Here is a 17,885-nt window from a genome sequence, read left to right on the forward strand (position 1 = left end):
GGACGAGGGCCGTTTTCGTTGCTGCGTCAGTGCACCGCGTCGAGTGCGTTCACCAAGCCGTGCCCGTAGTACGAGTTGTTTTGCTTCGGCCCTTCGCACGCCGACACCTCGCAAGCCACCGGATCCGCCTCCGCGGTAAGCAAAGCCGTCAAAGCCCGCGGCGGTGCGTTCCGATGTGTGGAGGCCAGCAAAGCCGCAACCCCAGCCGCGTGCGGGGAAGCCATTGAAGTGCCGCACTTAGTGCCGTAAGCGCCGTTGAACACCGTCGACAGCGGGCAGCCCTCGCCCTGTCCAGAAGGCGGCAGCTGTGCGAAATCCCCGCCCGGCGCGGTGCCCGTGACAGCGCCGTAGTTGGAGTAAGAAGACTTCGTGCCCGCGTAACCAACCGCGGACACCGTCACGACGCCGTCGATCGCCTTCGGCAGGATGCCGCACGAAGAGTCGATCCTGTGCGGGCGATTCGGGTCGACAGTCTGCGTCCGGACGTCGAAACCGGAGTTGCCCGCCGCAGCGACGTTCAGAGTCCCGCGCTGCGTCGAATAAGTCACGGCGCGCCGTACGGCCTCGTACGCGGCAGCGTCGCCAGCTTCGTTGCGGCAGTAGAACATCCCGGGGTCGATGTAGTAGCTGTTGTTCGTCACCTGGAAACCGTGCTGCGCGGCCCAAACAAAGCCACAGACAGCCGCCTCCGGGAAGATGTAGCCGTCGTCGTTCACGACCTTCACCGACGCCAGCCGCACGCCCGGCGCGATGCCGGTGAAGCCGCGCGCCGGGTCCTTGCCCGCGATGGTGCCGGCGACGTGTGTGCCGTGGTCGGAGTTCGTGGGTGCCCAAGCGGAAGCGTCCGGCGCGCCGGTGACGCAGCCGGTCGAGGACCGCGTGTCTACGGCGTGTGCGAGCGCGGGGTGTTTGGCGTCGATGCCGGAATCCAGCACGCCGACGGTGACCGACCGCGAACCGGGGTTGATCTTGTTCGCCTCCGGAGCGTGGATCACCCGCATGTCCCACTGCTGAGTCGACAAATCGCCACCGGCGGCGACGCTCTCCGTCCGCTCCAGCATCCCGATCGATGACCGAAGTCCGGCGCGCGCGGCGGCTTTCGCGGCGACGTCCTTGCCCGCCGAGTACGCCCGCTTCACGCCGATCCGGTCGGCGAAGTCCGCGTTGCGCGAGCTGGCGACCGCGACGCCGATCTCCGGGTAGTACGCGATCCGCTTGCCGCATTTGGCGGTCAGCTCCGCGTCGACCGAACGCTGCTTCTCGCCCGGCTGGTACAGCACGACGTAGCTGTACTGCTTGCTGGTGGTGTCACACGACGGCGCTGGCGCGGCAGACGCCGGCACGGCCACCGCGCCGACGGCGACCCCGGCCACCGCGACCGGAACGAGCAATCGACGTAAACGGGACATTGAGCCTCCATGGTCGCCTCGCCCGAAACTAAGGCAGCCCGGACGCGCCCGCTACCGACCAAAGGACCCATCAGGTGTTCGCGCGCTCCTTCGAGGTCGCCCGGATGCCGCGCCAGCCGAGCACCCCGATGGCGGTGCCGAGCACGAACGAAACCACCGTGAGAATCGCGTGCACGATGAAGTACCCAGTGGGGGAACCGTCGGCCGCCCACGACTGGCTGCTGGCCCACAGATTCTTCGCGAACGTGATCCAGATGATCCAGGACCAGATGCCGAAAGCGAACAAGGCCATCGCTGTACCTCGTGAAATACGCATGTCTCGAGTATGCCGCCGGGCCATCGGCGCTAGATTGCGTGGGTGCACCCTGCTTTCGCCCGGTCGCTGCGAGCGTTCGCCGCGCCACTCGCCGCAGCCCTCGTAGCCGTCGCCGCGCCCGTCGCCCTCGCCGCACCGGCGCTGGCGGAGCAATGCACAGAGCACGCCGCGCCGCCGGCTCCGGTGGACACGTCGGAGAAGCCGAAGCCGGGCCAGACCGTTCCGCCGCCGCTTCCGATGCCCGCCCAGCCGGTCGGCGGCGACCGCTTGGGCGGCTGCGGCCCGATCCTCCCGCCGGGTGCGCCCCCGCTGCCTCCGGGCGACACGTCGGCGTCGTGGGTGCTGCAGGATCTCGACACCGGGGCGATCGTCGCGGCGAAGGACCCGCACGCGCGGGAGCGGCCGGCGTCGCTGATCAAGACGCTGCTCGCGCTGGTCGTGGTCACCGAACTTAAGCCGGACCAGGTCATCATCCCGACGAAGGAGGACGCCGAGCAGGAATGCACCTGCGTCGGCATCACCGCGGGCGGGCACTACACGGTGGACCAGCTGCTGCACGGCCTGCTGATGCACTCGGGCAACGACGTCGCGCACGCCCTCGCGACGGCGCTGGGCGGCGCCGACACCGCGGTCGCCAAGATGAACGCGCTCGCCACCCGCATCGGTGCGACCGACACCCGTGCGGCGACCCCGTCCGGCCTCGACGGACCGGGCATGTCGACCTCGGCGTACGACCTGAGCCTGGTTTTCCACTACGCGATGAAGCAGCCGGAGTTCGCCAAGACGGTCGCGACGAAGACGTACGCGATCCCGGCCATCGACGGGAAACCGCCGATCCCGCTGATCAACGACAACAAGCTGCTCGGCGTGTACCCCGGTTTCCTCGGCGGGAAAACGGGTTTCACGGACGACGCGCGGCACACCTACGTCGGCGGTGCGGAACGCGACGGCCACCGCCTCGCGATCGTGCTGATGCGGGCCGAACAACGTCCGACCAAGGTGGTCGACCAGGCGGCGAAACTGCTCGACTACGGCTTCGCGCTGGAGAAGAGCGGCGCGCAGCCGGTCGGCCAGATCGCCTACCAGCCGCTGACCGCCGACGCCGCCCCGATGTCGGACAAGGAAGTCACCCCGGCGGGCTCGACGACCGCGGCGGCGCAGAAGCCGGACCCCTTCGGCACGACCGGCTGGGTGCTGACCCTGGTGGTGCTTGTGGTCATCGTGGCCGGGTTCGTCATCGCCTATCAGCGGAAGCGCAACGCCCGCGCGTAACGACCGGAAAAAAGGGCCTCCTTGATTCGCTCAAGGAGGCCCTTCGTCGTTGTGCGGTCAGCCCTTCCGTTTGCCGAGCCAGGCCAGCAGGGCGCCAGCGCTGAACGCGCCCGCCACGGAGCCGAGCCCCAGCCCCTGCTGCACGGTCACCCGCGGCTCCAGCAACACCGGAGCAGGCGGCTGGACCACGCGCCGCTGGTTCTCCCGCGCGGTCGCCGTCCACGCCGTCACCAGCAGCAGGAACCGCGACACCAGGTTCGCGAACACCAGCAACCCGATCACCGGCCCGAACAACGCGAACGACGGCGACTTCGTGACGCTCGCCAGGTACACCGTCGCGACCTTCTGCAGGATCACGAACCCGACGGAGGCGAAAATCGCGCCCTTGACCGCGCTGCGCAACGCGACGTGCTCCCGCGGCAGCCGGGCGATCACCCACAGGAACACCAGCGTGTTGGCGATCAGGCCGAGCACGATCGTCGCGATCTGCAGCAGGACCTTCGCCCACTGCTGGCCTTCCAGACCGACCAGCTTCAGCAGCAGCTCGCCGACGCCGCTGCCCGCCGCGGTCAGCGCGAACGACACGACCAGCGCCAGCCCGAGCCCGATCAGCGACAGCAGATCCTTGATCGTCTTGCTGACGAACTGCTCCGTCTTCTTCTCCTGGCCCCACTGCGCGGTGAGTGCGTCGCGGAGGTTGGCCATCCAGCCGACGCCGGAGTAGAGCGCCAGCAGCAGCCCGAAGACCCCGATGCCGCTGCCGGACTTCAGCGCCGCGTCGGTGATCTGTTTGACCAGGCCGCGCAGGCCCTCCGGGACCGAACTGTCGATCCCGTGCGTCAGCTGGGCGATCACCGCGTCGTTGTGCCCGAACACCATGCCGACGATCGCGAACGCCACCATGAAGATCGGGAACACCGACAGCACGCTGAAGTACGTGATCGCCGCCGCGTAATGGTTGCCGTAGTTTTCGTTGAAGGAGTCGTTGGCGCGGATCAGGTGATCCAGCCACGGGTATTTCCGCCGCAGCCGGGGCAGCAGCTTTTCCTTGTCACCGGTCTCTTTCGCCACTGGAAAACGCTAACCACGCCAACCCGGCCCCGCAACGCGAGCGTCGCCGAACGGTTACTGCTCGTGGAAGGCGGAGATCATCTTCTGCGCGGCGGGCACCAGCAGCCGGGTCGCGTCCGCCCCGCTGATGCCGTTCGGAGCGGCGCTGTGGTCGGCCAGGTAGAGCTTGAACACGAAGCGGCCCTTGCGGAACAGCACCTCGCCGTTGGTCTCGCCCTTGCTGCGCACCTGCGCCTCGTCTCCGACCTGCGCGGGCACGGACTGGCCGTCGTTCGGCGCGGACGCGACATAGCCCTTCGCCGCGTCGTCGCTGAGGAAGCTGAGCGCGGTCAGGTGCAGCGCGCGCCGGTCGATGCCGTTGTCGTGCCCGGTGCCGCGTTCGCAGTCGATCTGCACGTAATTGTGCTGGGTGCTGTTGGCCATGATCATGTCGCCGACCGCGGTGCCGGGAGATTCGGCAACCATCGGCGAAGCGTCCGTGCCGATCGCCGGGGTCACCGCGTCCGGCGTGAGCATCGGGCAGGGCTGCGCGACCGATTTCGGGAACGCCGCACTGTCGTAGCCGATGATGTTCGCCCCGGCCGGAGAGTTCACCTGCTTCGCGAAGTTCTCCGCGATCTTCTTGCCGAGGTCCTGCAGCTTCGCGGCGTTCTTGTCCGCTTTCAGCTCGAAGTCGAAGTCGACCAGCGTGTCTCCCAGAACCAGCACGGCGTCCCCGGAAGCGTCCGACGGGCTGTCCGTCTTACGGCGCTTCGAGAAGACCTTCACCGGGCCGACAGTCAGGCTGGGATCCCCGTCGTCGAGGTAGGGCTTGGTGTCCACGGTCGGTACGTACGCCGGCTGGGACACCGCGACCGCCAGCTCCTCGTGCGTCTGGTTGCCCTGGTTGTCTTGCAGGGTGTACACACAGTGGTTCACGCCCGAGGTCAGCGCCTGGGCGTAGGTGAGTTCGGACGACCGCAGCGGTCCCGAACCGTCGCCAACCAGGTAGCGGCGCTCGAAGGCGGCCCCGTTCGCGTCCGGCCGCGAGTCGATCTGGATCCCGAGCGCGGAAAGGTCCGCGACGGTGAGCACGTTGCAGGCCTGGATCACCGGCTTGCCGCCGATCTGCACCGCTTGCGGGTTCGCCTGTTCCTTGATCGGAGCGGGGTCCGGGTACTGCGAGTTCGCATAACCCGGCCGTTGCACGGTCTGGCCGTCGCCGTTCGGGTCTTTTGCCTTCTCGCTGTCCGATCCGGACATTCCGCTGCACGACGCGACCAGCACCAGCGTCGCGACGCCGATCGGCCACAAACCAGTCTTCAGTTTCACGGTTGTGCTCCCCCCACAGGATTTTCGTGATCTGCGCCCGCTCAACCGGCGGGCAGGAACCCGATCCGCTCGTAAACCGATGCGAGCGTCTTGGCGGCGACCTCGCGCGCCTGGTGCGCCCCCGCGGCGAGGATCCGGTCCAGCTCGGCAACATCGTCCAAATAGGACTGAACGCGTTCCTGCAGCGGCGTGACCCAGTCGACAAGCACCTCGGCGAGGTCCTTCTTGAGATCGCCGTAGCCCTTGCCCTCGTAGGCGGTTTCGAGGTCGGCGACGGTGCGGTCGGTCAGCGCGGAGTAGATCGTGAGCAGGTTGGAGACGCCCGCCTTCTCCTCGCGGTCGAACCGGACTTCGCGGCCGGTGTCGGTGACCGCGGAACGGATCTTCTTCGCCGAGCGCTTCGGGTCCTCGAGCAGTTCGATGAGCCCGTTGCCGGTCGCCGCCGACTTGCTCATCTTCGCCGTCGGTTCCTGCAGGTCGTAGATCTTCGCGGTGTCCTTGACGATGAAGGGCTCCGGCATCACGAACGTCTTGCCGAACCGGCTGTTGAACCGCTGCGCGAGGTTGCGGGTCAGCTCGAGGTGCTGCCGCTGGTCCTCGCCGACCGGCACCGCGTTCGTCTGGTAGAGCAGGATGTCCGCGGCCATCAGCACCGGGTAGGTGAACAGGCCGACGCTCGCGTGGTCGCTGCCCTGCTTGGCGGCCTTGTCCTTGAACTGGGTCATCCGCCCGGCCTCGCCGAAGCCGGTCTGGCATTCGAGGACCCAGCTCAGCTGAGCGTGCTCGGGCACGTGGCTCTGCACGAACAGCGCGCTGCGGGCCGGGTCGACCCCGATGGCGAGCAGCTGCGCGGCCGAACGCCGCGTCCGCTCCAGCAGCACCTTGGGGTCCTGCTCGACGGTGATCGCGTGCAGGTCGACGACGCAGTAGAAGGTCTCGTGGGTGTCCTGCAGCCGCACCCACTGGCGCAGGGCGCCGAGGTAGTTGCCGAGGTGGAAGGAGTCGGCAGTGGGCTGAATCCCGGAAAGCACCCGCAGGCGACCGTTCTGTTCGTCAGACACGCCCGAGATTCTTTCAGGCAGCGGAGGAGGCGCTGCCGCGGGCCCGGCGGTTCGCGGCGCGGACGGGCAGACAGGACGTTTCGGCGCGCTCCGCCCGGGTATCTGCCTGCGGGAAGGAGTTCAAGCGCAGGCGGCCAGAGGAAAGGAGCCAGCAACTGCACAGCGGACTGACGCCCGCGCCCCGGGAGACGTCGACTGCCGGAGAACCGGCCAGGCTGGCTAGGACTGCCGCAGGTTCAGCGCGGCCGGAACCGGTTCCAGCGGCCGGGTCGGCTCCTCGTCCAGAGCCCCCGCCGCGGCCACTGCCTCGATCTCCTTCGCGCGCGCCTTGCGCCGCTGCCGGACGACGCCCAGCGCCATCCCGATGACGCCGAAGCCCACCGCGACCAACCCGACCGGTCCGAGCATCCCGAAACCGGTCGACGTCGTCTCAGCCTGGACGACCCCGTTGTCGGCGAACGCCGTCGCGCCCGTTCCGACGGCCGCGATCAGGATGGTCGCCAGCACCGCCAAGACCCGTCCCGCCGCCGCCAGGGAACGGCGGGAGCCGGCCGCCACTGCACCGCGACCGTCGCGAACCGGAGTCCGTTCGGCCGCCCTCGTCGCGGACACCCCCGATGGGGTGACGGACGAGCGCAGCGCTGGACGGCCAAGAGCCAGCGTGGACCGTGTCACGAACCGGCCTGGGTTGCGCACCGGAGTGCCTCCCGCGAGGTGACTGTCTGAGCGAGCGTCTCACCCGTACGGATGAGTTCTCGTCGTGCTACTGGTCAGAAAACTACCGAGCGTGTCAAGACCTGTCGGATCTGATCAACTCGGACGCCGAGGCTAGCGCCCACTCGGGGAGTAACCGAGGGCACCCCTGCCCCCTCGGCGTCGTCGGTGGTCAGCGCCGTGCGCCCTCCGCGGGACCACGCACAGTGTGCTCAACCCCGGCGAAACGGGACGGAATCACCCCTCAGAACAAACCAGAACTACCCACAGCAGGTTATTCATCCACTCGTCACCAGCAGGACAACCCGGCTCAGCCCGGGAACGGCACGTCGTATGTCGCGGTGACCGGAGCGTGGTCCGACCAGCGCTGGTCGTAGGACTCCGCCCGTTCGACCACCACCGACTTCACCTTCTCCGCGAGGCCGGGCGTCGCCAGCTGGCAGTCGATGCGCCAGCCCGAGTCGTTGTCGAACGCCTTGCCCCGGTAGGACCACCACGTGTACGGGCCGGGGCCTTCGGGGTCGAGCCGGCGCTGGACGTCGGCGTAGCCCGCCTCGTAGACCCGGCCCATCCACTCGCGCTCCTCCGGCAGGAAGCCGGAGTTCTTCTGGTTGCCGCGCCAGTTCTTGAGGTCGACGGTGTCGTACGCGATGTTCCAGTCGCCCACCACGACGACCTCCCGGGCTTCCGCGGCCGCCTTCGCGCGCAACTCGACCAGATACGGCAGGAACGCGGCCATGAAGCGTTCCTTTTCGTCCTGGCGCTCGGTGCCGACGTCGCCGCTCGGCAGGTACAGGCTCGCCACCACCACGCCGGGCAGGTGCATTTCCAGGTACCGCCCGCTGTCCTCGAACTCGGGCTCGCCGAACCCGGTCCGCACCTCGTCCGGTTCGACGCGGCTGTACAGGGAAACCCCGTTGCGCCCCTTCGCGGCCGAGGGCGCGTGCGCGGCGAACCATCCCTCCGGCGCGACGACGGACGCGGGCAGCTGCGCGGCCTCGGCCCGCACTTCCTGGCACGCGACGACATCCGCCTCAGTGGCGGCCAGCCACTCGACGAAGCCCTTCTTGACGGCGGCCCGAAGGCCATTGACATTGACAGTGGAGACGATCAGCACCCCGCGCACGCTACCCGCCGGGTCCGACAATTTTCCGGGCACGGCCGGGTCCGGCGAGGACCAGAATGGCCGCCATGCCTCGCTTGACCGTCCTCGGCAGCTGCGGCGCCTGGCCGGAACCCGGTCGCGCCTGCGCCGGATTCCTCCTGTCCCACGAGGACTTCCACGTCGCGCTCGACCTCGGTTACGGAGCCGCCCCGCAGCTCTTCCGGCACGTCCCCGCCGACCGGCTCGACGCGATCGTCGTGACGCACGAGCATCCCGATCACCTCGCGGACGTCAGCGCGCTCGGCCGGGCCCGGCACTACACCACCGACCGCAAGCTCCCGATGCACTGCACTCCCGGCACCGTGCGCCGGCTTGCCGCGATGGAGCCCAACCCGGCCCCCGCCGAGATCTTCGACCTCCACGACCTCGGCCCGGAGACCGACCTCGGCCCGTTCCGGCTCGCCGCCGCCCTCCTGCCGCACCACGTGCCGAATTACGGAGTCCGGCTCACCACTCCCGGGTACACCCTCGCCTACACCGGCGACACCGGTCCCGCTCCGCAACTGACCGACCTGGCCCGCGACGCCGACGTCCTCATCTGCGAAGCCACCCTGCAAGGCGCGCCACCAGACGGACCCCGCCACCTGATGACCGCCGCGGAAGCAGGACAGCTCGCCGCCTCGGCGAATGTCGCGACGTTGCTGCTCACGCATTTCTGGCCGGGTTCCGATCGAGCAGTTTCGGTGGCCGAAGCTCGCACCGAGTTCTCCGGGGAAGTGCTCGCCGCGGAAGAAGGACTCATGCTGAATCACGCATAATCGCGCTTTCGGCGCCTCAAATGCGATCAATGTTCACGCTGAACGCGTTAGCCCCCGATACCACCCAGCGCAAAGAGCAAACCGAATCGGGGCAGGTGTCGTAAAAGCTTCGGGCAATCGCGCGCATTCCGATCCGTACGGGCGCATCGGTTCAACCGACCGGGGGAATTCCAGGTTGGACAACCGAGGCCGTCCCACCACACGAGACGAAGCTGCGACTAATCGCGCGAGCTAATGCACACCCATCCGAACGTGCCCGGTCCACGTTCAGGTCCCCGGCGCACCGTGCGACGCGACGAACCCAGCAGCCACGCGAACCCCGGCCCGGCAAGCCACTCCGCAGACCAGCCGTACCGAACGCTCCACGCCTCGGTGCGGCCATCCGAACCCAAGCCCGGCAAGGCCAGCAGCCCGAACGCCCCGCGCCACAGTGAGGTTTTCTCAGCAGCGCGATGTGCTGCGGGTTCGCCGTTCGCGATGGCGGCCACGGCCGGAGCACCGGCTGGGACGAGACAGGCCCGCAAGGCCCGCTCCCGGGGAAGTCCGTGAGGACCTCGGCACCGCGCGCCAGGCCCGTCGGCGGGACGAGACCCCAGCGCACTACCGAGAAACCCTCAGCCAGGTTCCCGTATTCACCAGACTCAGCACTTGGCCCCGGACACCGGCGTCACGAAGCTGTCCGCGACCCACTTGCCGTCGGCGATCTTCCGGAACCCGTTCTGCACCACGGGTTGTGCGTCGAATTCCGCGCCGCGCAAGTACTTCCCGACGACTTTGCCGTTCCCCGCCGCGGTTTCCCGCGCGTTGAGCACGTCCGCGGTCACCGAGACCTTGCAGCCGGTCGGGGATCCCTGCGCGTCGGCCTGGCCTTTCTGACCGAGCGCGTAGATGACCACAACCGCCGCGACGACTCCGATAATCATCAGTGTCTTCTTGGGCAAACCCAGAATCACGGCCGCTCCTCAGTCGCGAAAACCCCTTGTCCAGAGTAGGCAGTCCGCCCGTGCCCGAACAGGTTCTCGCTCCCATTCCACCCGGAGGTGCCAATCCTGTCATCAGCACAACACGAAGAGTGACAAAAAAAGAAGGGCACCTCGGAAGACTCCTCCGAGGTGCCCTTCTCTCAAACGGCTAAAGAAAGATCAGCCCTGCGCGATCTTCTTGGCCAGGTTCTCGTCCAGCGTCGCGAGGAACTCCTCGGTCGTCTGCCATTCCTGGTCCTTGCCGACCAGCAGCGCGAGGTCCTTGGTCATCTTGCCGCCCTCGACGGTGTCGACGACGACCTGCTCCAGCTTGTTCGCGAAGCCGATCAGCTCGGAGTTGCCGTCCAGCTTGCCGCGGTGCTCGAGGCCCCGGGTCCACGCGTAGATCGAGGCGATCGGGTTCGTGGAGGTCGGCTTGCCCTGCTGGTGCTGGCGGTAGTGCCGGGTGACCGTGCCGTGCGCGGCCTCGGCCTCGACCGTCTTGCCGTCCGGCGTGCGCAGCACCGAGGTCATCAGGCCGAGCGAACCGAAGCCCTGCGCGACGGTGTCGGACTGGACGTCGCCGTCGTAGTTCTTGCACGCCCAGACGTAGCCGCCCTCCCACTTGAGCGACGCGGCGACCATGTCGTCGATCAGCCGGTGCTCGTAGGTGATGCCCTTGGCGTCGAAGTCGGCCTTGAACTCGGTCTCGAAGATCTCCTGGAACACGTCCTTGAACATGCCGTCGTAGGCCTTGAGGATCGTGTTCTTGGTCGACAGGTAGACCGGGTACTCGCGGTCGAGGCCGTACTGCAGCGACGCGCGCGCGAAGTCCTCGATCGACTTGCGGAAGTTGAACATCCCCATCGCGACGCCGCCGCCCTCGGGGAAGTTCGCGACCTGGAACTCCATCGGCTCGGAGCCGTCTTCGGGGGTGTAGGTCATCGTCAGGGTGCCCGGGCCGGGGACCTTGAAGTTGGTGGCCTTGTACTGGTCGCCGTGCGCGTGGCGGCCGATGATGATCGGCTTGGTCCAGCCGGGTACCAGCCGGGGCACGTTGCGCATGACGATCGGCTCGCGGAAGATCACGCCGCCGAGGATGTTGCGGATGGTGCCGTTCGGGGACACCCACATCTTCTTGAGGCCGAACTCCTCCACGCGCGCCTCGTCGGGCGTGATCGTGGCGCATTTGACGCCGACGCCGTGCTGCTTGATGGCGTTGGCGGCGTCGACGGTGATCTGGTCGTCGGTGCGGTCCCGCTCCTCGATGCCCAGGTCGTAGTAGTCCAGGTTGACGTCCAGGTACGGGTGGATCAGCTTGTCCTTGATGAACTGCCAGATAATGCGGGTCATCTCGTCGCCGTCGAGTTCGACAACGGTGCCCTGGACCTTGATCTTGGCCATGAGCAGCGGTGCTCCTTCCGCGGATCTTCGCGTTCGCTTCTTCGCTCTCCGATAGCGGTACAAGCGTACTGCTTAACAGAGCTGGATGGTTCCAGAAGTGGTCGGAATCAAGTCTCTACCACCCTTGACCCGGCCTTCCGACCGGGCGCTGTCCGGCCCGCCCGGCCGTGGGGGAACCGGACGAGTCCGGCGATCATCCCATCGCGCAACCACCGCCTGGGAGGTCACCGTCCTGTCGTACCCCGCGCCCTGCCTCGCCCAATCAGCGACGGACAGTCGCGCTCGGCGCTTGGTCGTCGGCCTGGCCGATCGTCGGCGGGGTGGTCTGGGGCGTGCTGCCCGGTGCGGCCACGCTCGTGTCGCCGCGGACGGGAATCGACCTGCTGCGCCTGTTGCCGGGCGACGAGCGGGCGGCCGAATTCGGCGGGCGGCTGGTTCCTCGGCGCCGGATTCCTGCTGGTCGGCACGGGCCTCGCGGCGACGCTCGCGCGACGGCGCAGGTAGCGGCAGCGCGGTGCGGGCCCGGTGAGACTATTTGCAGATGGGATTGTTCACCGTAGCCGAGGCCCGCGCCGAACTCGCCCGGCTGCTTCCCGTGCTCGCCGAGCTGATCCGGGTCCGCGCCGACGCCGCCGAACTCGCCGCGTCCCTGCGTCCGGGCGGGCGGGACACGAGCCTCGGCGGCCTGCCGGAGTGGAAGGCCGCGCAGGCGCGGCTGGACGACCTGATGACCGCGATCCAGGCGACCGGGGCGGAGCTGAAGGGGTTCGCCCCGCTGCTGGTGGACTTCCCGGCCTCGCTCGACGGCGACGACGTGCTGCTCTGCTGGCTCGAAGGCGACCGCGAACTGTCCTGGTACCACCGGGCCGACCTCGGTTTCGCCGGCCGTCGTCGCTTGCCCGAATAATCACTGGTCAAGCGCACTACGGTGGCTGGGTGAGCACACTTTTCGACGCCGACGCGGCGGGATACGACGAGGACACCTTCCATCCGTATGTGGCCGAGCAGCTGATCAGCGGCCTCCCCCAGAAGCCCGGCCTGCTGGTCGACGTCGCCGCGGGCACCGGCGCCGCGGCCTTCGCGGCACTGCGGCTCGAACCGGCCGCGGTGTTCGCGATCGACCTCTCCCCCGCGATGATCGAGATCGCCCGAGCCAAGGCCGCCGACCGCGACCCGTCCGGCCGGATCACCTGGCACGTCGGGTCCGCGGTCCCGCTGCCGATCGGAGACGGCGAGGCCGACGCGGTCGTCTGCGCGTCCGCACTGCACTTCCTCGGCCCGAGCGCCTTGACCGACTGGCGGCGAGTGCTGCGTCCGGGCGGCAAGCTGGCGTTCAGCGTGGTGTCGTCGGAACGCTTCAAGCCGGGCGGCAAGTTCGCCGAGGTGATCCCGCGAGACCTGCGCATCCCGGGCACCCTCGACGAAGCCGCCGCGCTGGCCACCGACGCCGGGTTCAGCTCGGCGAAGGCACAGCACGTGACGCTTGATCAGGGTGACCGGGTACGGCAGGTTTTCGCGGTGTTCGCGGAGGCTTAACGGTGGAAGTGCGCTTCGCCGCGGGTCACTGCGGCGGAGCAGCGCAGGACAAAGGTGACGTCGAGGTCGGTCACCGCTCCGTCGGCGGCGCGGGTCAGGCGGGAGACGGTGAAGTCGGCCGTCGCTCCTGGGGCGGCGCAAGCACCTGTGCCGCCCGCCCGGGTTCCGCGAAACGCGATGAAGCCGGGCGTCGCGAGCTGGGGCGAGTTCTGCTGCCGGACAGCGGCGTTCGAGTAAGTCCCCTCGTGCAGCTGCTGTCCGGCAGGCGCGCTGAGTTCCAGCCGGGCCCAATCCCAGCCGTCGGGCGACTCGGCGTCCACCTTCACCGCGCCGCCGTACTCCCATGCCGTGACCTCGTCGGCGGTCCACGAAGCACTGCCTTCAAACGGGTATGCGCCTTCGTCCGAGGTGTAGCCGAACCCGACCGTCGGGTCCGCGTGCGCGACCGATGCGGTGCCGAACGCGATACCCACGGCAGCGACGACCGCCAAGATTTTCCGCATGATTTCCCTCCCCTGGGCTGCTTCCGATCTCGGCAGGATTCCTGGCCCTGCGGCGAAAACCCCCCGTTCAGTCGTGCAGCCGAGCGCCCTTGAGGATCTTGTCCACCGCGTTCTTCGGCCCGTGCACAGCCATCCCCGCCAACGCCAGTTTCTCCCTCGGCACCGCCCGCACCGCCGCGCGATTGTCGACGTCATTGCCGGTCTGGAACAGTTCATCGGTGAAGATCGAGAACCGCAGACCCCGCGTGAGCGCGCGGCTGTGCGCCAGCGCGAGCGTCTCGGCGGAGCCGGAGAACACGAGTACCGGCTGGCGGAACATCGGCAGGTACTCGGTGTCGTCGGCGTCGAGGTAGGGCTCGCCGATCAACTCGGGCGTCGTGTGGGCCACGCCGCTCACCAGGAACGCCGTGACGTTCAGCCGTTGCCACGAGGCCAAGTCGTCCCGCAGCAGCACGGCGATCTTCGTGTCGAATCGGTTCATGCGCGACAGCATCGGCTCGGCGCCGCGCGCGGGTCTTGTACGTTTTGAACATGACGGTGTCGGCCTGGCGTCCTTCGGTGCCCGGAATCGCCGAGGCGTTCCATGCCCGGTTCACCGACCACGCCTACCCCGCGCATACGCACGACACCTGGACGCTGCTGATCGTCGACGACGGTGCCATCAGCTACGACCTCGACCGCCATCATCACGGCGCACTAGGCACCGCTGTCACGCTGCTGCCGCCGAACGTCGCACACGATGGGCGCGCCACGACCAGCTACGGGTTCCGCAAACGCGTGCTCTACCTCGACGCCGCCGTCCTCGGCGAAGACCTGATCGGGGCCGCCGTCGACCAGCCGAGCCTGGCGGATCCGTTGCTGCGCACCAGGATCCACCAGCTGCACCAGTCGCTCGCCGAACCGCTGGAAGCCGAAAGCCGCCTCGCGCTGGTCACCCAGCGACTCCGTAGCCACCTCGGCCGCCCGACGAGCACGCCGCCCGACCGCGGCCTGGCCGACGACCTGCGCGACCTCCTGGACGAGCGCCTCCCCGATTCCCTGACTCTGGCCGACGCCTCCGAGGTACTGGGTGCGCACCCCGTCCACCTGGTCCGCGCCTTCGGCCGCCGCTTCGGACTGCCGCCGCACCGGTACGTCACCGGCCGCCGCGTCGACCACGCCCGCCGCCTCCTGCTCGACGGCACCCCGCCCGCCGCCGTCGCGGCCACGGCGGGGTTCGCCGACCAGGCGCACCTGACCCGGCACTTCCGCCGCTACCTCGGCACCACCCCGGCCCGCTTCGCACGCGGCTGACCGGGCGGTTTGTGCGAAGATGGCCCCATGCTGCGCGAACTGCACCTGACCGGCGACCCGGCGGCCGACAAGCTGCTCAACGACGACCCGTTCGCCCTGCTCACCGGCATGCTCCTGGACCAGCAGTACCCGATGGAGCACGCCTTCGCGGGCCCGCGGAAGATCGCCGACCGGATGGACGGCTTCGACCTGCGCAAGATCGCCGCGACGGACGTCGACAAGTTCGTCGAGATGTGCGTGGTGCCGCCGGCCATCCACCGCTACGGCGGCTCGATGGCGCGCCGGGTGCACGCGCTCGCGCTGCACATCATCGAGAACTACGACGGCCGCACCGAGGGAATCTGGCTCGACGGACGCCCCAAACCGGACGGCCAGGAGGTGCTGAAGCGGCTCAAGGCACTGCCCGGTTTCGGCGAGCAGAAGGCGAAGATCTTCCTGGCGCTGCTGGGCAAACAGCGCGGAGTGGCCCCGAAGGGCTGGCGAGAAGCCGCCGGTGCCTACGGCGACCGCGGCTCGCGTCGGTCCATCGCGGACGTGACGGACGCCAAGACGCTCGGCGAGGTGCGCGCGTTCAAGAAGGCCGCGAAGGCCGCCGCCAAGGCGAACTGACTCGTGAGTGTTCATCCCGGTTAGAACCGGCATAGGCACTCACAAGCCTCGCGCGAACCACACCACGTCCGGTTCTCCGCGCGGCACCGGAATCTCCACCACGTCCACCTCGGCGAACAGCTCCCGCAACCGAGCCGTGAACCGCGGTGCCGCGCCCGCGCTCCACACCGCCAGCACCCCGCCCGGACGCAGCAGTTGCGACAACCGCTCGAGACCGGAAGCCGCGTACAGCGAGGCATTCCCTTCGGTGACCGTCCACTCTGGACCGTTGTCGATGTCCAGGCACAGCGCGTCGAACGTCTCGCTCGTCGTCCGCAGCCACTCCAGCAGATCCGCCTCGACCACCGTCACCCGCGGATCGTCCAAGGCCGCGCCGTGGACTTCGCGCAGCGGACCAGTCCGGTTCCAGGCGATCACCGCTGGCTCGCGTTCCACGACCACCACGGAACCGACCGCACGGTGATCCAGCGCGGCCCGCAGCGAGAACCCGACGCCGAGGCCGCCGATCAGCATCCGCGCGCCGGGCGCGAGCCGGTCGGCCGCTCCGGTCACGAGCAGCCGTTCCGACTCGCCATTGCGGGTGTCCATCAGGAACACCCCGTTTTCGATCACCTCGAACTCGGTGCCGTCGCGCCGCAGCACCAGTTCGCCCCCGTGCCCGGGCACGGTTTCCAGTACCTCCGCCACGTCCGGCAGCTTCTCAGACCGCGACCTCCTCGCGGACCTCAACCCGCTTGCGCGCGCCCCAGAAGAACAAGACCACGAGCATCGCCGCGGCGGCGAGGACCGCGGCGACCTCCGGCAGGACGGTCGGTCCGGCCGAGGTCAGCACCGCACCGCCGACGACGCCGGACAGCCCGACGCCAAGGTAGATCGCCGACGCGTTGAGCGACAGCGCGAGACCGGCGTGCCCCGGCGACAGTTCGATGAGCCGGTGCTGCAGCGGCGGGCTGAACGACCAGTTCGCCAAGCCCCACACGAACAACGTGATCCCGGCCCCGACAACGGTCGTCGCGGTGAACGGCAGCAGCACCATCACGACGGTGAACCCGATGAGGATGATCAGCAGCGGCTTGCGCGGTCCCCACTTGTCCGCCGCACGGCCCCCGGCGAAGTTGCCGATCGCGCCGCCGATGCCGTAGCAGAAGAGCAGCACCGTGATCGTTCCGCCGGAGACACCGGCCGTGGCGGACAGGACCGGCGACACCAGCGTGTAGACCATGAACGCGGCCAGGCAAGCGAGCGTCGTGGTGACGAGCAACGCGACCACCCGCTTGTCCCGCGCCACCGCGAACCGCTCGGCGAGCCCGACGACTGGCGGCGGAGCGACCTTCGGCAACGCGACCTGCACGCCGATCGCGCCGAGCAGCGAGAGGATGCCGACGAACAGGAACGCGCCCTCGTAGCCGAACTGCTGGGAGATCACGCTGCCGAGCGGCACGCCGAAGATCAGTGCGATGGTGAGCCCGCCGAATACCAGGGAAACGGCTCGCCCGCGACGTTCCGGCGTAGTCAGTTCAGCGGCGACTGCGGTGGCAGCCGGGGTGTAGACAGCAGCCCCGACCGCCGTGACGACCCGTGCGATCAGCAGCGTGGTGTACCCCGGCGCGACGGCCGCGAAGACGTTCCCGACCGCGGCCACCGCGAGCGCGGCGACCAGCAGCGTGCGCCGCTCCCACCGGCCGGTGGCGGCGGCGAACAACGGCGAGCCCACCGCGTACGCGATGGCGAACGACGTGACGAGCTGCGCCGCGGCCGTCGCGGAGATGTGCAGCTCAGAGGTCAGCGCCGGCAACAACCCGGCCACGATGTAGCCGCTGGTGCCGACGCCGAAGGCCCCGAACGCGAGCACCGAGTTCCGGGCCGCCGCCGAGGACGAGACGCTGGACATGAGTCCCCCAATGAGACCTGAACGGATAGTTCGACGAACGTCGTAGTTCGATGATGACCGTACACGCACCCACCGACAAATTCGAGAACCGTCGTACTATGGACGCATGCCCGCTCACGCCTCCCTCCCTCCGCTCGCCTATCCCGAGCGCGACGAGATCACCGTCGAAGCAGTGCTCCGCGCGCTGGCCGACCCGGTGCGGCTGGCGATGGTCCGGCAGCTGGCGAACTCCGAAACCGAGATCTCGTGCAACGGTTTCGAGGTGCCGGTGACCAAGTCCACACTCACCCATCACCTCGCGACCCTGCGCCAGGCCGGGGTGATCGCCGGCCGCCAGGAAGGCACGACCCGGTACAACTCGTTGCGCCGCAACGATCTCGACGCGCTCTTCCCCGGCCTGCTCGACGGCGTGCTGGCCGCGCCGCGCTGAGCGGTCGCACTACGTGGCGGTCCTCACCCGAATACCGGGATGACAAGCCCGCCCTCCATCGGTTCAACTAGAGCGAGACAGCACGACGACGTCGGGGCTGTCTAGTTTTTTGCCCTCGTTCTAAAGCGCTTCAGAAGCCTGCTGGCCAGGCGCTGAGCAATCGATTTCTTGAGGAAGGGA

General features: G+C 68.5%; 20 protein-coding genes. 7 read left to right on the forward strand and 13 right to left on the reverse strand.

The window, feature by feature from the left end:
• Nucleotides 1-26 precede the first annotated feature (26 nt).
• The gene (locus H5411_RS19660; protein WP_183124577.1) at nucleotides 27-1,409 is read right to left on the reverse strand and encodes a S8 family peptidase; all 1,383 of its coding nucleotides are present in this window, start codon (nucleotides 1,407-1,409) and stop codon (nucleotides 27-29) included.
• A gap of 70 nt (nucleotides 1,410-1,479) precedes the next feature.
• The gene (locus H5411_RS19665) at nucleotides 1,480-1,725 is read right to left on the reverse strand and encodes an SCO4848 family membrane protein (protein ID WP_101435906.1); all 246 of its coding nucleotides are present in this window, start codon (nucleotides 1,723-1,725) and stop codon (nucleotides 1,480-1,482) included.
• A gap of 42 nt (nucleotides 1,726-1,767) precedes the next feature.
• Between H5411_RS19665 and H5411_RS19670 the strand changes: the two genes are divergently transcribed.
• Complete coding sequence (locus tag H5411_RS19670) at nucleotides 1,768-2,997, forward strand: D-alanyl-D-alanine carboxypeptidase family protein (RefSeq protein WP_101435907.1); 1,230 nt, start codon at nucleotides 1,768-1,770, stop codon at nucleotides 2,995-2,997.
• Between the two features lie 57 nt (nucleotides 2,998-3,054).
• On the opposite strand, the gene yhjD is transcribed toward H5411_RS19670, so the two are convergent.
• From yhjD to H5411_RS19695, 5 genes are all read right to left on the reverse strand, one after another.
• A complete protein-coding gene (gene yhjD / locus H5411_RS19675) occupies nucleotides 3,055-4,068 on the reverse strand; it encodes an inner membrane protein YhjD (RefSeq protein ID WP_101435908.1) in 1,014 nt (337 codons plus the stop codon).
• 54 nt (nucleotides 4,069-4,122) lie between these two features.
• Entirely contained in the window at nucleotides 4,123-5,379 is a 1,257-nt protein-coding gene (locus H5411_RS19680) for a hypothetical protein (protein ID WP_183124578.1), read from the reverse strand.
• Nucleotides 5,380-5,420: 41 nt separating this feature from the next.
• Nucleotides 5,421-6,440 carry a tryptophan--tRNA ligase gene (trpS, locus tag H5411_RS19685; RefSeq protein ID WP_183124579.1) on the reverse strand — a complete coding sequence of 340 codons (1,020 nt, stop codon included), beginning with the start codon at nucleotides 6,438-6,440 and terminating at the stop codon, nucleotides 5,421-5,423.
• Nucleotides 6,441-6,659: 219 nt separating this feature from the next.
• Nucleotides 6,660-6,998 (reverse strand): hypothetical protein, encoded by a 339-nt coding sequence (locus H5411_RS19690; protein WP_312878452.1) that lies wholly within the window; start codon nucleotides 6,996-6,998, stop codon nucleotides 6,660-6,662.
• A 466-nt stretch (nucleotides 6,999-7,464) separates the two neighbouring features.
• Nucleotides 7,465-8,280 (reverse strand): exodeoxyribonuclease III, encoded by an 816-nt coding sequence (locus H5411_RS19695; protein WP_183124596.1) that lies wholly within the window; start codon nucleotides 8,278-8,280, stop codon nucleotides 7,465-7,467.
• 65 nt (nucleotides 8,281-8,345) lie between these two features.
• On the opposite strand from H5411_RS19695, the gene H5411_RS19700 reads away from it, so the two are divergent.
• Complete coding sequence (locus tag H5411_RS19700) at nucleotides 8,346-9,077, forward strand: MBL fold metallo-hydrolase (RefSeq protein WP_183124581.1); 732 nt, start codon at nucleotides 8,346-8,348, stop codon at nucleotides 9,075-9,077.
• A gap of 641 nt (nucleotides 9,078-9,718) precedes the next feature.
• On the opposite strand, the gene H5411_RS19705 is transcribed toward H5411_RS19700, so the two are convergent.
• Both H5411_RS19705 and H5411_RS19710 read right to left on the reverse strand, forming a co-directional pair.
• A complete protein-coding gene (locus H5411_RS19705) occupies nucleotides 9,719-10,000 on the reverse strand; it encodes an SH3 domain-containing protein (RefSeq protein ID WP_183124582.1) in 282 nt (93 codons plus the stop codon).
• Between the two features lie 219 nt (nucleotides 10,001-10,219).
• On the reverse strand, nucleotides 10,220-11,443 hold the full coding sequence (locus tag H5411_RS19710; RefSeq protein WP_101435914.1) for an NADP-dependent isocitrate dehydrogenase: 1,224 nt from the start codon (nucleotides 11,441-11,443) through the stop codon (nucleotides 10,220-10,222).
• A 541-nt stretch (nucleotides 11,444-11,984) separates the two neighbouring features.
• On the opposite strand from H5411_RS19710, the gene H5411_RS19715 reads away from it, so the two are divergent.
• Nucleotides 11,985-12,350 carry a DUF2203 domain-containing protein gene (locus H5411_RS19715; protein ID WP_101435915.1) on the forward strand — a complete coding sequence of 122 codons (366 nt, stop codon included), beginning with the start codon at nucleotides 11,985-11,987 and terminating at the stop codon, nucleotides 12,348-12,350.
• 29 nt (nucleotides 12,351-12,379) lie between these two features.
• Nucleotides 12,380-12,979 carry a class I SAM-dependent methyltransferase gene (locus H5411_RS19720; RefSeq protein ID WP_101435916.1) on the forward strand — a complete coding sequence of 200 codons (600 nt, stop codon included), beginning with the start codon at nucleotides 12,380-12,382 and terminating at the stop codon, nucleotides 12,977-12,979.
• Here H5411_RS19720 and H5411_RS19725 read toward each other — a convergent pair.
• Both H5411_RS19725 and H5411_RS19730 read right to left on the reverse strand, forming a co-directional pair.
• Nucleotides 12,976-13,482: a hypothetical protein gene (locus tag H5411_RS19725; protein ID WP_183124583.1), complete on the reverse strand. Its 507-nt coding sequence runs from the start codon at nucleotides 13,480-13,482 to the stop codon at nucleotides 12,976-12,978. The two genes, H5411_RS19720 and H5411_RS19725, sit on opposite strands and share 4 nt — an antisense overlap.
• A gap of 67 nt (nucleotides 13,483-13,549) precedes the next feature.
• Nucleotides 13,550-13,963 carry a DUF2000 domain-containing protein gene (locus H5411_RS19730; protein ID WP_101440809.1) on the reverse strand — a complete coding sequence of 138 codons (414 nt, stop codon included), beginning with the start codon at nucleotides 13,961-13,963 and terminating at the stop codon, nucleotides 13,550-13,552.
• A 50-nt stretch (nucleotides 13,964-14,013) separates the two neighbouring features.
• Here H5411_RS19730 and H5411_RS19735 point away from each other — a divergent pair, with 50 nt between their 5' ends.
• The gene (locus H5411_RS19735; protein WP_183124584.1) at nucleotides 14,014-14,775 is read left to right on the forward strand and encodes an AraC family transcriptional regulator; all 762 of its coding nucleotides are present in this window, start codon (nucleotides 14,014-14,016) and stop codon (nucleotides 14,773-14,775) included.
• Nucleotides 14,776-14,802: 27 nt separating this feature from the next.
• Complete coding sequence (locus H5411_RS19740) at nucleotides 14,803-15,384, forward strand: HhH-GPD-type base excision DNA repair protein (RefSeq protein ID WP_101435919.1); 582 nt, start codon at nucleotides 14,803-14,805, stop codon at nucleotides 15,382-15,384.
• Between the two features lie 39 nt (nucleotides 15,385-15,423).
• Here the strand turns inward: H5411_RS19740 and H5411_RS19745 are convergent, their stop codons facing one another.
• Together H5411_RS19745 and H5411_RS19750 are read right to left on the reverse strand one after the other, a co-directional pair.
• The gene (locus H5411_RS19745; RefSeq protein WP_183124585.1) at nucleotides 15,424-16,071 is read right to left on the reverse strand and encodes a spermine/spermidine synthase domain-containing protein; all 648 of its coding nucleotides are present in this window, start codon (nucleotides 16,069-16,071) and stop codon (nucleotides 15,424-15,426) included.
• A 13-nt stretch (nucleotides 16,072-16,084) separates the two neighbouring features.
• Nucleotides 16,085-17,275: an MFS transporter gene (locus H5411_RS19750; protein WP_183124586.1), complete on the reverse strand. Its 1,191-nt coding sequence runs from the start codon at nucleotides 17,273-17,275 to the stop codon at nucleotides 16,085-16,087.
• A gap of 106 nt (nucleotides 17,276-17,381) precedes the next feature.
• On the opposite strand from H5411_RS19750, the gene H5411_RS19755 reads away from it, so the two are divergent.
• The gene (locus H5411_RS19755) at nucleotides 17,382-17,705 is read left to right on the forward strand and encodes an ArsR/SmtB family transcription factor (RefSeq protein ID WP_183124587.1); all 324 of its coding nucleotides are present in this window, start codon (nucleotides 17,382-17,384) and stop codon (nucleotides 17,703-17,705) included.
• The last annotated feature ends 180 nt before the right edge of the window (nucleotides 17,706-17,885 follow it).

The organism is Amycolatopsis echigonensis, assembly GCF_014174495.1.
Classification (GTDB): Bacteria; Actinomycetota; Actinomycetes; order Mycobacteriales; family Pseudonocardiaceae; genus Amycolatopsis; species Amycolatopsis echigonensis.

Coding starts and splice junctions, on each gene's coding strand:
- H5411_RS19735 (WP_183124584.1), top strand. CDS start 14,014: ATGACGGTGTCGGCCTGGCGTCCTTCGGTGCCCGGAATCGCCGAGGCG.
- H5411_RS19750 (WP_183124586.1), bottom strand. CDS start 17,275: ATGTCCAGCGTCTCGTCCTCGGCGGCGGCCCGGAACTCGGTGCTCGCG.
- H5411_RS19700 (WP_183124581.1), top strand. CDS start 8,346: ATGCCTCGCTTGACCGTCCTCGGCAGCTGCGGCGCCTGGCCGGAACCC.
- H5411_RS19660 (WP_183124577.1), bottom strand. CDS start 1,409: ATGTCCCGTTTACGTCGATTGCTCGTTCCGGTCGCGGTGGCCGGGGTC.
- H5411_RS19715 (WP_101435915.1), top strand. CDS start 11,985: ATGGGATTGTTCACCGTAGCCGAGGCCCGCGCCGAACTCGCCCGGCTG.
- H5411_RS19725 (WP_183124583.1), bottom strand. CDS start 13,482: ATGCGGAAAATCTTGGCGGTCGTCGCTGCCGTGGGTATCGCGTTCGGC.
- H5411_RS19755 (WP_183124587.1), top strand. CDS start 17,382: ATGCCCGCTCACGCCTCCCTCCCTCCGCTCGCCTATCCCGAGCGCGAC.
- H5411_RS19665 (WP_101435906.1), bottom strand. CDS start 1,725: ATGCGTATTTCACGAGGTACAGCGATGGCCTTGTTCGCTTTCGGCATC.
- H5411_RS19730 (WP_101440809.1), bottom strand. CDS start 13,963: ATGAACCGATTCGACACGAAGATCGCCGTGCTGCTGCGGGACGACTTG.
- H5411_RS19740 (WP_101435919.1), top strand. CDS start 14,803: ATGCTGCGCGAACTGCACCTGACCGGCGACCCGGCGGCCGACAAGCTG.
- H5411_RS19705 (WP_183124582.1), bottom strand. CDS start 10,000: ATGATTATCGGAGTCGTCGCGGCGGTTGTGGTCATCTACGCGCTCGGT.
- H5411_RS19710 (WP_101435914.1), bottom strand. CDS start 11,443: ATGGCCAAGATCAAGGTCCAGGGCACCGTTGTCGAACTCGACGGCGAC.